We start from the raw sequence: 10,699 nt of genomic DNA, 5'->3' as shown, positions 1-10,699 counted from the left end.
CGACGTGGGGAAAAATTGATATATGACCCATGTGAATGATAAAATTAAAATAAGCAAGGAGCGCTTATGAAACAGCTTAGATCTCTGTCTGGAAGGACGTCTCAAGCATCGACACCTTTAATCGATAATACAAAACCGACATATGATGAATACGATATGATTGTTCTATCTAGTGGAAGCAATCAGAGTGAATGTGCCCAAAAGCATAATAATGATGAAGTTATCCATAAGACTCTCATGATTAAGTCTAAGTATATTTCTTGGGCCTACGATCTTGTGGCCTCAAAGATTACAAGAAAGAAACCAGGACTTGGGACAATTCTAAAGGCATTAGTTGAGCAATATGATAAGGAGCTTATTCGTAAGAAGAGACTCCTAACAAAGCTTAGAAACCTTTTTGATCTAATCATTGATGATACAGAGCTTTTAATCTCTAATAAGAAACATGGCCGTATCTCACAGGCCCAGCACTACCAAGAGCGTGTCCTTAAAGGACGCCATATTTTTAAGAGACTTCACTTCGAATATATGTTTGATGAAGATGACCTTTTAGAGGCCTTTACAAAGAAAGAATTGGCCCAAATTAATACATGGGTTATCTCGCCTAAGGAAAACCTTCTAGAAGCACTAGAGTCATGGTCTAAGAGTTATAAGCATACAGTTGATAAAGGATCGTTTCAGTAATGGTTGGAGTAAGCTATTCTAGGTCAAGGGCCATAAGGCCTGCTAGATCGAATGCAAAAATTAACGATATCTTTGAAGACTTTCTAACCAAGTCTAATTCTGCTCATACTAGAGATGCCTATAGACGAGACTTAAAAAAGTTTCTAACGTTTCTAAAAGGATTTGAGACCTTCTCAAACCTATCTGATGTTTCCCAGAGGCATATCTCGGCCTACCGAGACCATCTTCTAAAAAACGAAGAACTAAAAGATGCCACGGTGGCAAGACATCTGTCGTCCATAAAGCGCTTCTTTGACTTCTTAGTTGAAAAAGAGCTTTGCTATAAGAATCCAGCAACTGGAGTCTTTCGCCCTAAAGTTGTCATGGAAGTTAAAACCAATGATCTTAGTGCACCTGAAGTTATGGACCTCTTTGAGAGTGTTAATCAAAACAACCGCGATGGTAGCTATAATCTAAGTGGTGTCCTTCACTATACGATTCTACGTGTGATGTTCTATACCTTACTTAGAAAGTCGGAATTAATTGCGCTAAAAGTAGGGGACTTTGCTAGTGATAATATTGGCAATTACCTTCATGTACGAAGTAAGGGTGGCAAGAAACAAAAGGTCTACATCTCTGATGAAACCTTCAGTGACATTAAACACTATATGGAAGTCTTTAGAGTTCGCCGTGAATTTCTTGAAAATGAGCCTTTGTTTACCTCTGGCCGTAAGTCTCAGGAACTTAAACCTCTTAATCGAAATACCATCGATCAGATCTTTCAAAAATACGCAAAGCTTGCTGGGATTAAGCATAAGATATCTCCCCACTCATCACGTGCTACAGGCATTGGTAATCTCTATGAGAACGGAGCAAGCCTTGAGGATCAGGCAACGTATGCGAGGCACTCAGACCCGCGTATGACTTTTTTGTATAATAAGCGTCGAAAAGAAAAGATTAATGAAATTGCAAATATAGTGAATTACTTAGAAAAGGATAGTTGATGAGATTAGTTTTAATTGCACTACTTTTAGTGTGTGCTTCTTGCTCTCTACCGCCAAAGAGAGGGGCCAGTGAAGAAGAGATTAGTTATAATAGAGTTTTAGATTTAAAAAAGTCAGGACGATTAAATATTTCTACGGCCTTTGCTCAAATATACAAAATAGAAAATCCTGATAGCGCTCGCCTAGAAGAAATTGATTATCTTATATGTGAAAATCAGCAAAACACCAGAAAAATATATTATCAAAATAATTACCTGTGCTGGTCGGAACTTTCAAGGAAATATCCTAATTATAGGACCTCAGATGTAAAAAGACACTTAGATGAAAATAGAGGAAAAATAAATCCTAAGAAAAAAATTGGTTTATATGAATTTTCATTTGGACAATCCTTTCTAAGAAGTAGCTCATACAAAGCTATAAGTAACAGCGATAAAACTCAGCATTATTCTTTTTTCTATACTTCACATGAAAATGCTAAGTACTCTCATGCCTTATTGATTGGATTATCTTTTTTAAAAACTAAAAAATTAAAATTTAATCAAGAATACGACTTACATCAGAATGTACTATCATATGGGTATTCATTTAGAGCTCAATTCTTAGAATCTAAACTGAATGCGAATGTTGAAATTTCCCCGACATTTGTATCAAACTTTATATCTAAGGAGGAGTCCGATAAATCTACAACAAAAGTAGGTGGGCTAATCAAAATTTCTATCGACTATTTATTATATAAAGCAGATTACTCTATCTTCAATCCGTATTACTATTTAACCTTTGGGGTTTCACACTATCAAAACCCAGGTTTTGATCTCGATGGTGTTGGTTTTAAAGGCGGAGGTGATACAAATTGGTTTATTGGTATAAAGCTCTAATTAGGTACGTCTATACTTTTTGTATAATTTGTAAAGAGCCTCGAACTGAAGTCGAGGCCTTTAATTTATTAATTATTTTTCGTAACCGCGAGCTTCAATTTCTGCTCTTACGATCTTTTTAAAATCATATGCATCAATTACTCCGCCGTAAACAACTGTGAAGTATCTTGGATTTGATTGTAATTCTCTAAATGTTACAGGATCTCTTTTTCCGTTTAGAGCTGCTTGAAGAAATGTCTTATAGCCTCTTGACTCAAGGTACGCTATACCTTCTTCTGTTAAAACTGTATTTCTCTTATACCCTTCACAAAGTGACCTGCTGTCATTTAGATCCTTTAATACATCAAGGAATTCTTCATTCGAAATTTTAAAACGTTTTGCAACTGAGCGTTTAAATTTTTTAAAGTCTTTCTTATGATCTTCACTATTTTCGTTCATCGTCGACACAAATCTCTTATAGAATTTATACGTCCCTTTGTAATGAATCGACTTATAAAGAACAATTGGTGATACCAATACTGCAGCAAGTGGCGATACAATAATTGAGTATGCATCTCCACTTGCCAATAGAAATTCGAACATATCTTTATACTCACTGCCCATAACTGCTAAGACATTCTTAGAAGCTTTCTCATTGTGCTGGATTGTAGTGTTTTCATAAATTCCTACACAATTAGCTGAAACAGATGCTGAAAGTGTTGATACTAATGCTAGTGCTAATAATAATTTTTTCATAATTTTCTCCTCGTTTTTATAATCATGTTTTGTTTGTTTGATTGTTTTTCTGTGAGGACAAGATAATCGATAGCTGAATTTCTCTCATTTACATCAGGTGACGTTTTCAAAAAGTGTGTAAGCTTTACACTTTTTTAAGAATATTTAAGTACTTAGATGTTTAAACGATCCCGATAAACCCTTCATGTCATACTTGGATCTATGTAGCGAATATAAGAAATCTCGAGAGCTCTTCTTTAAAACCCATGATGATGCCTCAAATTTTGCAGCAACTTTGTTTAAAGGTTTTAAAAGTCATTTGGGTATTGCAGAGAGTGAGTACGATCTTATTAAGCTCGTTCCAACCATTCAGTTTAGTGAAGAAGATGAAGGAGAATATTTTTCACCTATTGATGAGGACGTCTCCTATACACCTCACGGGGCCGTAAAGCTTGCTGAAAATGGTTATTGGATTTTTTCAATCCTACTTAGACTTCACATGGATGGTAATAAGAGTTTGCAACCAGCAGAAAATATTAAGTTTGATTTTAGCTACAAGAAAGGCAAAGACGCAATTCTCTTTAAGTATGTGCAAGACAAGCCTGATATGCAGATCAAGTCCCAAGAGTTAGAAAGCTTCTTAGCGGAGAGTGTGTATCCAGAAATGGAGAAAACTGTGGTGGACTTCTATCGTAGCCAAGTTAAGTTTTTTCAACATGACAGAAGCCTAGAGCGAAAGATTGGGCTTATCCCATGAGCGAAACTTAGAAAATTGGCACCTTTTTCCGCTTTAGAAGCAATCAAAGATAACTCTCCTGTATTACAAGATTTAAGGCCAATAAAATATTCCAGTTACTTAGCTTGGTAACTTTAAAAGAAGCTAAAGCAGTCTTATTATCATTATGAATTGATACTCTAGAGCTCTAAACGAGGTTAAGATTAAGTTATTGTTTTCTTAAGGGGGAGTTCTTGAAATATACAAGATTATTTGTATTTGTTGCGATTATTATCTTAGGACTTAGCTCATGCTCAAATCCGTCTCGTAGGCCACTTGAAGTTTTAGATCACGAAAGACTTATCAATGTAACAGCTTATCGATCTTTTTCTATTGAATATTTTAGAATGTTGGCCAATGTGAAATATCAGTATTCTCAAATCCCTGTATCAAAATACCCCGAGCTTAAAAATAATCCGGCCTATTTATATTATAGTACTTTGGATGCCGATAAGTTATATGCAAAGTATAAGCAAAATCTCAAGTCAAAAACGAAAAGGGATGAGACTTATAGTTTCGCTTATAAGCTAAGTGATTACCCCGCTTGGAAGAATTATGATCATAAACGAAACTTCTATAATAGCGTGAATACGAATGAGATTGTTAACAGCTTCAAGAAATTTGACCAAAAAGCAAACAAGAAGAAAATTGCATATGCCAAAAAAATTCTTGAACTAGAGCTTTCTTTTAGTGTTGCCGATGAAGTTTTAAAAAGAATGACCGACAAAATTCCTAAATACGAAACAAAAACATTTCTAAAGATCAACTTCTCTAGCATGATGAAGGTTTCAAGAGAAATTTCGTTACCATATTACTTTCTTGTCATCAAAAATATCAAAGATGAAGACATAGAGAAAATTATCAAAATCTATGAAGGTCCAGAGTTTAAACTCTACAAGAAGGTTTTAATTGATACGATCATAACTGACATGGATGAATATAAGAAAAAGGGACAAAGAAATGAAGTCTAAGCTGCTACTTTTAATCATATTATTTTCATCACTATCTTGTGCAACAAAGAAGCTGAGCGCTGAAAATGAGGCCCGCTATAAACGCGATAAGAGTCGCTATGCAAAGATTTTGGTCATCCCACGCTATTATAATGGCAATGCTGATGGGAAACGTAGTTCGAAGCCTCTTGGTGTTTCGCTAGGACTTAATCCGGTCGAGCTTAAGGACTTTGAAATCTGTAGTTTAAAAAGTTGTAAGAATAGAAAGGAAAGTCGCAGGCTTAAGATCACAATAGAGGTCTATCAAGAAGCCGGTCCTGCTTCATTCTTATCTGCTATGACTTTAACAGTTATACCGGCTAAGGAAACCACATGGCTTAGGGCCACTACAATCGTTGAAGATGCTAAGGGAAATGAAATTGATCGCTTTAGTGTTGCCGACGGACTCGAAACTTATTTTCAGCTGTTCTTCGCTTTCGCTATGCCGTTTCAAATTAACCCGTCTGGTGAGGTTGTGAACAATCTAGTCGAGCGCAGTCTAAAGGTTGCGTATGATAAGAAGCTTATTTAGAGACATGTATAAGAAAAAGAAGTTCTTCTTCAGTTTTATTGGGCTATTAATATTTGCTGCTGGCGCAAGTCCAGGCACATTTATGGTAACACAAGCAATAATTAGCGAGAGAAGCTTTGTCGCAAATTTAGCTTATATTTTCTTTGCAGTCGCATTTAATTTGTGGATTAACCTTTCTTCTGTAATATTTGCCTTATTTGTTCTCTTCTTATTTTGCAAGTTATTAGAACGTATTGATACAAGTTTTAAAAATACTGAGATTTTCTACCACTTGGTTTTTGCTCTTTTCCCATGCGTCTCTATGGGGCTAAATATGTACTTCGCAAAAAAATTATATTATGTGATGCTCCTATCATATGGGACTATTTTATTGATCCTTTCATATCACTACTTAACAAAGAAAATTGAATTTAAACCTATTCGTGTTTTTCTTGTTTCAACGATTTGGTTATTAATTGGAACGCTCTTATCTGTTTCAAGTATTCTTCTCGTAGCGGTAAACTCTGTGCCTGCTGTGAAGCTATGGGATTACTTTAAAGGATAAAGAAGTTCTATTAAAAGAATAAAAGGGGCGCCCTAGAGTAAAAACTTACCGATCAAGACTTGTCCGTAAACCTGGCCATTAATTCGAAGTTGTTGAATCTGAAGGCTGATGGTTTCGGAGTTGCTGATATACTTTTCTTGATTTTGTTTTTGGGCTTTATTTGTTAGTTGAAATTCCTGCTTTAGCTGAATGACTCTATTATTAATAAGGCGACATTCATCACTAGTAAGTGAAACATCTTCGACATAGTCGAAGCTAAAGTTTTCTACACTTATTTCACATGCGTAAAGAGCTTGCTGAATAAGTAGTGATATTAAAATAGGTAATAGTAATTGTCTCATAAATCTTGTGTAATTGTGTTGTTCTAATTCTCTATAGTTAGTTGAACTATGTAAAGAGTAAGCAAGGGTACAAATCACAAAATAATAAATTCGTATGCTTACCAAGTAATTCTCGAATAATTCTTAAGGTGTTGAAATCGTTCACTAATTGGTGAATTTACACCGATATAAAACAAAAGAATTCAATAGGGAGAGTTATGAAAAAGATCGTTCTATTTTTTCTGCTTACAAGCTGTGCAAATATGTCGACTGAACCAGAGCATGTAAAAGCAAGTTATGTTTCACCACAAAAATACGCAAACTTTGATTGCAAGATGCTTGTAAGTGAGTATGGCGGATTAAAGCAGCATGAGAAGGTTCTTGTTGATGCTCAACGAAGAAGGGTTGATGATAGCTATAGCCAGGCACTCATGTTTGGAGGCATAGGAAAAGGCGATGGCGTTGAAGCCTTTGAACTTGCTAGTGTTAGAGGTCAGATTATAGCCGTTAAAAAGAATTATGAAAGTAAGAACTGTATGAAGGTTTCTTCGAAATAAAAAAGGGCCACATCAGTGGCCATATTTCATTTATTAGACAACCGGCTTAAACCTTACCTCATCCAGAACTTTGTTTAACTCTCCAGTAATGAAATCTTGATTTAGTGTACTTTCAAAAAGGATGTAATCCTTAGGTTTAAATTCAACTTTATTGTTAATCTTAACTTCTTTCGTCTCCACAGCGCCGCCTTCGTATGACATCTTCTTCACTTTAAAAGCGAAATCGAGTGAAAGAATATTATCAATACAAGACATTCCTAGATTCATCGTCTGAATACTTGTCCAGTCTTTAATATCTGGTGGAGTGATTTTTGCTTGAATCATTCCGGCCTTATTTTTAAGTGGCTTAAATTTGAATTTAAGAAAATTTTCAAAGATTTCAATGAAGCTCAAAATATTCTTATTTGGAAGGACTTCAAGTTGAAGATGGCCACACTCAAATGGTGTATCAATATCTCCACAGATAACATAAAGAGAAGTTGCTTTTTCTGTAATAAGACAATTTTCTGCTAGTTTAAAGTTAAATCTTGTCTGCTCACCGTCGGCTTTAACAGTTTCAATAACTTTAAATGCCGATTCGTCTTTGGCCTTAAACTTCTTTATATTCACTTCACACAGGTGGATGCCTATTTTTGATAGATCGGCTTCACCATGGGCCTTAATTGTAAGCTCTCCATTAATCTGATCGCCCTGGGGCCAGCTCTCGCCAGCAAGCTCTAAATTCAACTCTAATGGTTTTAAGAAGAAAGTCCCTCTCATAATATATGCCTTTTCTTTATGTAGGTTAAAAATACTATTCTACTGTAAATAGAAGGTAGACGCCACCTGAATACAAATTGTTATATCCAATTAAGTTTGTTGTAAATTTTAATGTGAATGGTTATAGTAAGATTGAATTTATCAGGGTGGTGCTTTTATGAATATAAAAAGAATAAATAATGAAAACTTTGAATCTGTTGTATCTAGTGAAAGAGGCGTTTTCGTTATCAAGTTTTATTCTGACACTTGTGGCCCATGTAAAACAATGGCACCTGTCTTTGATGCCTTAAATGAGAATAATCCAGACGTGAATGTATATGAAGTAAATACCATGGAGAGTCCTGAGATTGCGGATCACTTTGGTGTTCGTGGAGTTCCATACACGGCCATTTGTGAAAACCGAGAAGTTCTTTATGACTTCACAGGAATTACACCTCTAGGGGAAATTCAATACGTGATAAACAATATCAACGACTCACACTTTCGTTTAACAGGTGAGTTTAAGGCACCGGAGACAAAGAAGAACTACTTCTTTGAAGCAATCGTCATTAGTTTGTTAGTTGCCTTTGCTCTAGCTATCTTTTTTGCATAGGCCATCTTGTAAAGAGAATATAAACTTTTCATTAAGTTTACTAAGCAACGAGAAGTTTGCTACTTATTGCTTATGAAATCTATCATTTTCACCTTTTTCTCCATTCTTTTGGCCACGCATTCGTTTGCTGCAAATGATTGTGCTGATCTAAGTGACGACTGTGCATATTACAGCTGTATAGAAAAAGAGCGAGTATGTGGAAAACGTGGTTATCCCTTGGCCTTCGGGCAAAAATATTGCAACAAATTCGATTCTAGGGTTGAGAAGTTTTCTGAAGAGGGTAAGAAATGGATTCAGGATGTTAAGGCCTGCCTAATCTCGGGCATGAATGACATTTCTTCTAAGTCTAGTTGTCGAGAGTTTAAGAAAACTGCCATCTCTCACCACGTTCCTTGTTATCTGAGTGCAGGCTACTGTGAGCTTAGCAAAGAAGATAAGAAGCAGGTTATAAAAATTGTCAGAGCATCGGCCTGGAGACTTGATATCATTCTTGCTGGCTACCAAGTTATTTCAAGCTGTTTAAATGATTGATAATTGCTCTTTTAAGCACTTAATCCACGCCTGTGCATTTCGTGAAAGAAAGTGATTCTTCTTTGTGACAAGCTTAAGAGGGAAGTGAAATGTCCCCTTTGGATATAATCTTTTAAGCTCTTTTGCCTTGATTTCTTTTTCAACCATAATTGACGGAAGGATTGAAACCCCAAGGCCTTGTAAGACCATTTCCTTGTGTGACGTTAAGCTATTTGATGAGATAGTAATCTTAACGTTCTTATAATCCTTATTCATCTTAGAAATTGTCGGGTATTTCTTCGTTGTCACATCATCTACTTCACGTGAGCCAATGAATGATCGTATAACGTCCAAATTCTTATGCTCAGAGGCCTTAATAACTAAATCATAGGGAATTGATGCAACTTCCTCTAATTCAAGTTTGTGGGCGTATTTGGCCATCTCTGGCGTATGAAAAAAGAGTCCAAATTCAAACTCTCCGTCTTCAATCTTATTAAATAAATCAGATGAGAAACTTGTAAAACACGCTGGTTGTACCTGCGGATATTCACTAAGGAATTCTTTTAAGATTCGAGGAACAAAGTATGCAGAAATCGGCTCACTAGCACAAAACTTTAAAGGGCCTGAGCATTCAAATTTTCCGTCACTTACGATATTTTCGATATCTTCAACTGTTTTAAAAATAAGGTCACATTTGGCATAGATCTCTTGGCCAATATCAGTGAGGGTCGTCTTTCTCTTTTCACGGTTTAAGAGTTTCACACCAAGCTGATCTTCTAATAGGGCTACTGTTTTACTAATCGATGGTTGCTGGACGTAGAGCTTCTTAGACGCCTTTGTGAAGCCTCCGTACTTTGCGACGTAGTAGAAATGCTTTAAATGACCTAATTCCATAAGACTTCCTATTATTCATATTAAGAATGATAATTATGTTTATTATATATTATATCTATTGAGTGGTTTCAACTATAAATACTTCAACTTATAACTAATAGGAGAGTTTATGAAGGTTTTGGCCGCTTTATTTATTGTAAATTTAATAACTTTTACGAATGCATATGCATCAGGCTGTTTTGGTTATAATGAGTATATAGTTTCAATTAGACCAGGGTATCTCACAACGGCCAAAGTCTATCGTGAAAGCCTGCAGATCAAGAGCGTCTACACTAATGTTTCAAATATCGTATTTTGGGCACAAGTTAATGATGAAAAGGTCTTCTTTCAGTCGAAATTTATGGAGCCTTCGCTAGCGCAAAAAGCTTATGATTTCATCACTAACAGATTAAATGAATCACTGAAGTTGATTGCACAATTAAATGAAGTAGAATTTGAAATCTATGATGACTGTGATGATTACCGCGAATATGTCACACGAAACCAATACGTAATGAATATAGACTTCAATGGATATACTGCCATTGAATTTAAGAATTTGTAGGGGAGACAAGCCGTTAACTTTATGGACATAGCTAAAAACATTACAAATAAGACCTTTGGGATGAGAATTTCTGGCATAGTAAATAAAATATTGTAATTTTAGTTAATAGGAGTCCCACTTGAAAAAATTATTAATCTTAATTTCGACATTTTGTGCACTTAACGTTGTTGCAAGTCAGGCGCTTAACCAATTTCCATTAAATTGTGGAATTTTTGAAGGTAATGATATGAATGCCGTTGAAGGTAAATACACTTGTGATGAGTACCGAATTATTGCTTTTACATTATCGGCCGATGGTTCAATCAAGAAGAATGCGCTAAATGCAAAATGCTACTCGAGTTATGGCGATGCTTATTCAGACTACGAGAAATATCGTTCGATTGATGTGTGTAAATAGTAAGAAATAAAATTTAAAAAGATATAGTTA

The 10,699-nt window shown here is 35.5% G+C and carries 16 protein-coding genes; 12 read left to right on the top strand and 4 right to left on the bottom strand.

Features of this window, described 5'->3' with window-relative positions; translation table 11 throughout:
- Positions 1-66 precede the first annotated feature (66 nt).
- The 3 genes from ACMAYL_RS01635 to ACMAYL_RS01625 are packed head-to-tail and all read left to right on the top strand — an operon-like array spanning position 67 to position 2,542.
- Positions 67-684, top strand: coding sequence for a hypothetical protein (locus ACMAYL_RS01635; protein ID WP_412470644.1), 618 nt, complete (start codon positions 67-69; stop codon positions 682-684).
- Positions 684-1,667, top strand: coding sequence for a tyrosine-type recombinase/integrase (locus tag ACMAYL_RS01630; protein ID WP_412470643.1), 984 nt, complete (start codon positions 684-686; stop codon positions 1,665-1,667). The genes ACMAYL_RS01635 and ACMAYL_RS01630 overlap by 1 nt, the downstream gene beginning before the upstream one ends.
- Positions 1,667-2,542 (top strand): hypothetical protein, encoded by an 876-nt coding sequence (locus ACMAYL_RS01625; protein ID WP_392991931.1) that lies wholly within the window; start codon positions 1,667-1,669, stop codon positions 2,540-2,542. Before ACMAYL_RS01630 ends, ACMAYL_RS01625 begins: the two co-directional genes overlap by 1 nt.
- Positions 2,543-2,614: 72 nt before the next feature.
- On the opposite strand, the gene ACMAYL_RS01620 is transcribed toward ACMAYL_RS01625, so the two are convergent.
- Positions 2,615-3,277 carry a hypothetical protein gene (locus ACMAYL_RS01620; protein WP_103217237.1) on the bottom strand — a complete coding sequence of 221 codons (663 nt, stop codon included), beginning with the start codon at positions 3,275-3,277 and terminating at the stop codon, positions 2,615-2,617.
- A 184-nt stretch (positions 3,278-3,461) separates the two neighbouring features.
- Here ACMAYL_RS01620 and ACMAYL_RS01615 point away from each other — a divergent pair, with 184 nt between their 5' ends.
- The 4 genes from ACMAYL_RS01615 (at position 3,462) to ACMAYL_RS01600 (ending at position 6,096) form a co-directional block, all read left to right on the top strand.
- On the top strand, positions 3,462-4,013 hold the full coding sequence (locus ACMAYL_RS01615; protein ID WP_103217236.1) for a hypothetical protein: 552 nt from the start codon (positions 3,462-3,464) through the stop codon (positions 4,011-4,013).
- Between the two features lie 212 nt (positions 4,014-4,225).
- On the top strand, positions 4,226-5,002 hold the full coding sequence (locus tag ACMAYL_RS01610) for a hypothetical protein (RefSeq protein WP_412470642.1): 777 nt from the start codon (positions 4,226-4,228) through the stop codon (positions 5,000-5,002).
- Positions 4,992-5,552 carry a hypothetical protein gene (locus ACMAYL_RS01605; RefSeq protein ID WP_412470641.1) on the top strand — a complete coding sequence of 187 codons (561 nt, stop codon included), beginning with the start codon at positions 4,992-4,994 and terminating at the stop codon, positions 5,550-5,552. Before ACMAYL_RS01610 ends, ACMAYL_RS01605 begins: the two co-directional genes overlap by 11 nt.
- A complete protein-coding gene (locus tag ACMAYL_RS01600) occupies positions 5,533-6,096 on the top strand; it encodes a hypothetical protein (protein WP_412470640.1) in 564 nt (187 codons plus the stop codon). The genes ACMAYL_RS01605 and ACMAYL_RS01600 overlap by 20 nt, the downstream gene beginning before the upstream one ends.
- Before the next feature lie 32 nt (positions 6,097-6,128).
- Here ACMAYL_RS01600 and ACMAYL_RS01595 read toward each other — a convergent pair whose 3' ends face one another.
- Positions 6,129-6,437 carry a hypothetical protein gene (locus tag ACMAYL_RS01595; RefSeq protein WP_412470639.1) on the bottom strand — a complete coding sequence of 103 codons (309 nt, stop codon included), beginning with the start codon at positions 6,435-6,437 and terminating at the stop codon, positions 6,129-6,131.
- 197 nt (positions 6,438-6,634) lie between these two features.
- On the opposite strand from ACMAYL_RS01595, the gene ACMAYL_RS01590 reads away from it, so the two are divergent.
- On the top strand, positions 6,635-6,973 hold the full coding sequence (locus ACMAYL_RS01590) for a hypothetical protein (protein WP_392991941.1): 339 nt from the start codon (positions 6,635-6,637) through the stop codon (positions 6,971-6,973).
- A 33-nt stretch (positions 6,974-7,006) separates the two neighbouring features.
- Here ACMAYL_RS01590 and ACMAYL_RS01585 read toward each other — a convergent pair whose 3' ends face one another.
- Positions 7,007-7,732, bottom strand: coding sequence for a hypothetical protein (locus tag ACMAYL_RS01585; protein ID WP_412470638.1), 726 nt, complete (start codon positions 7,730-7,732; stop codon positions 7,007-7,009).
- Between the two features lie 157 nt (positions 7,733-7,889).
- On the opposite strand from ACMAYL_RS01585, the gene ACMAYL_RS01580 reads away from it, so the two are divergent.
- Together ACMAYL_RS01580 and ACMAYL_RS01575 are read left to right on the top strand one after the other, a co-directional pair.
- Complete coding sequence (locus ACMAYL_RS01580) at positions 7,890-8,324, top strand: thioredoxin family protein (RefSeq protein WP_412470637.1); 435 nt, start codon at positions 7,890-7,892, stop codon at positions 8,322-8,324.
- A gap of 72 nt (positions 8,325-8,396) precedes the next feature.
- Entirely contained in the window at positions 8,397-8,855 is a 459-nt protein-coding gene (locus ACMAYL_RS01575; protein ID WP_412470636.1) for a hypothetical protein, read from the top strand.
- Here the strand turns inward: ACMAYL_RS01575 and ACMAYL_RS01570 are convergent.
- Positions 8,844-9,728, bottom strand: coding sequence for a LysR family transcriptional regulator (locus ACMAYL_RS01570; protein ID WP_412470635.1), 885 nt, complete (start codon positions 9,726-9,728; stop codon positions 8,844-8,846). The genes ACMAYL_RS01575 and ACMAYL_RS01570 overlap by 12 nt on opposite strands.
- A gap of 109 nt (positions 9,729-9,837) precedes the next feature.
- Between ACMAYL_RS01570 and ACMAYL_RS01565 the strand changes: the two genes are divergently transcribed.
- Together ACMAYL_RS01565 and ACMAYL_RS01560 are read left to right on the top strand one after the other, a co-directional pair.
- Positions 9,838-10,272 carry a hypothetical protein gene (locus ACMAYL_RS01565; protein ID WP_412469550.1) on the top strand — a complete coding sequence of 145 codons (435 nt, stop codon included), beginning with the start codon at positions 9,838-9,840 and terminating at the stop codon, positions 10,270-10,272.
- 118 nt (positions 10,273-10,390) lie between these two features.
- Positions 10,391-10,669, top strand: coding sequence for a hypothetical protein (locus ACMAYL_RS01560; RefSeq protein WP_412470634.1), 279 nt, complete (start codon positions 10,391-10,393; stop codon positions 10,667-10,669).
- The last annotated feature ends 30 nt before the right edge of the window (positions 10,670-10,699 follow it).

The organism is Halobacteriovorax sp. RT-2-4, assembly GCF_047085445.1.
Taxonomy (GTDB): Bacteria; Bdellovibrionota; Bacteriovoracia; order Bacteriovoracales; family Bacteriovoracaceae; genus Halobacteriovorax_A.
Note: the sequence above shows the minus strand (reverse complement) of the source record. Positions and strands in the feature narration are given on the sequence as shown.

Excerpts from the sequence above, each read along its gene's own strand:
- ACMAYL_RS01595 (WP_412470639.1), bottom strand. The coding sequence starts at position 6,437 with ATGAGACAATTACTATTACCTATTTTAATATCACTACTTATTCAGCAA.
- ACMAYL_RS01580 (WP_412470637.1), top strand. The coding sequence starts at position 7,890 with ATGAATATAAAAAGAATAAATAATGAAAACTTTGAATCTGTTGTATCT.
- ACMAYL_RS01630 (WP_412470643.1), top strand. The coding sequence starts at position 684 with ATGGTTGGAGTAAGCTATTCTAGGTCAAGGGCCATAAGGCCTGCTAGA.
- ACMAYL_RS01605 (WP_412470641.1), top strand. The coding sequence starts at position 4,992 with ATGAAGTCTAAGCTGCTACTTTTAATCATATTATTTTCATCACTATCT.
- ACMAYL_RS01635 (WP_412470644.1), top strand. The coding sequence starts at position 67 with ATGAAACAGCTTAGATCTCTGTCTGGAAGGACGTCTCAAGCATCGACA.
- ACMAYL_RS01625 (WP_392991931.1), top strand. The coding sequence starts at position 1,667 with ATGAGATTAGTTTTAATTGCACTACTTTTAGTGTGTGCTTCTTGCTCT.
- ACMAYL_RS01615 (WP_103217236.1), top strand. The coding sequence starts at position 3,462 with ATGTCATACTTGGATCTATGTAGCGAATATAAGAAATCTCGAGAGCTC.
- ACMAYL_RS01565 (WP_412469550.1), top strand. The coding sequence starts at position 9,838 with ATGAAGGTTTTGGCCGCTTTATTTATTGTAAATTTAATAACTTTTACG.
- ACMAYL_RS01600 (WP_412470640.1), top strand. The coding sequence starts at position 5,533 with ATGATAAGAAGCTTATTTAGAGACATGTATAAGAAAAAGAAGTTCTTC.
- ACMAYL_RS01570 (WP_412470635.1), bottom strand. The coding sequence starts at position 9,728 with ATGGAATTAGGTCATTTAAAGCATTTCTACTACGTCGCAAAGTACGGA.
- ACMAYL_RS01620 (WP_103217237.1), bottom strand. The coding sequence starts at position 3,277 with ATGAAAAAATTATTATTAGCACTAGCATTAGTATCAACACTTTCAGCA.
- ACMAYL_RS01575 (WP_412470636.1), top strand. The coding sequence starts at position 8,397 with ATGAAATCTATCATTTTCACCTTTTTCTCCATTCTTTTGGCCACGCAT.
- ACMAYL_RS01585 (WP_412470638.1), bottom strand. The coding sequence starts at position 7,732 with ATGAGAGGGACTTTCTTCTTAAAACCATTAGAGTTGAATTTAGAGCTT.
- ACMAYL_RS01590 (WP_392991941.1), top strand. The coding sequence starts at position 6,635 with ATGAAAAAGATCGTTCTATTTTTTCTGCTTACAAGCTGTGCAAATATG.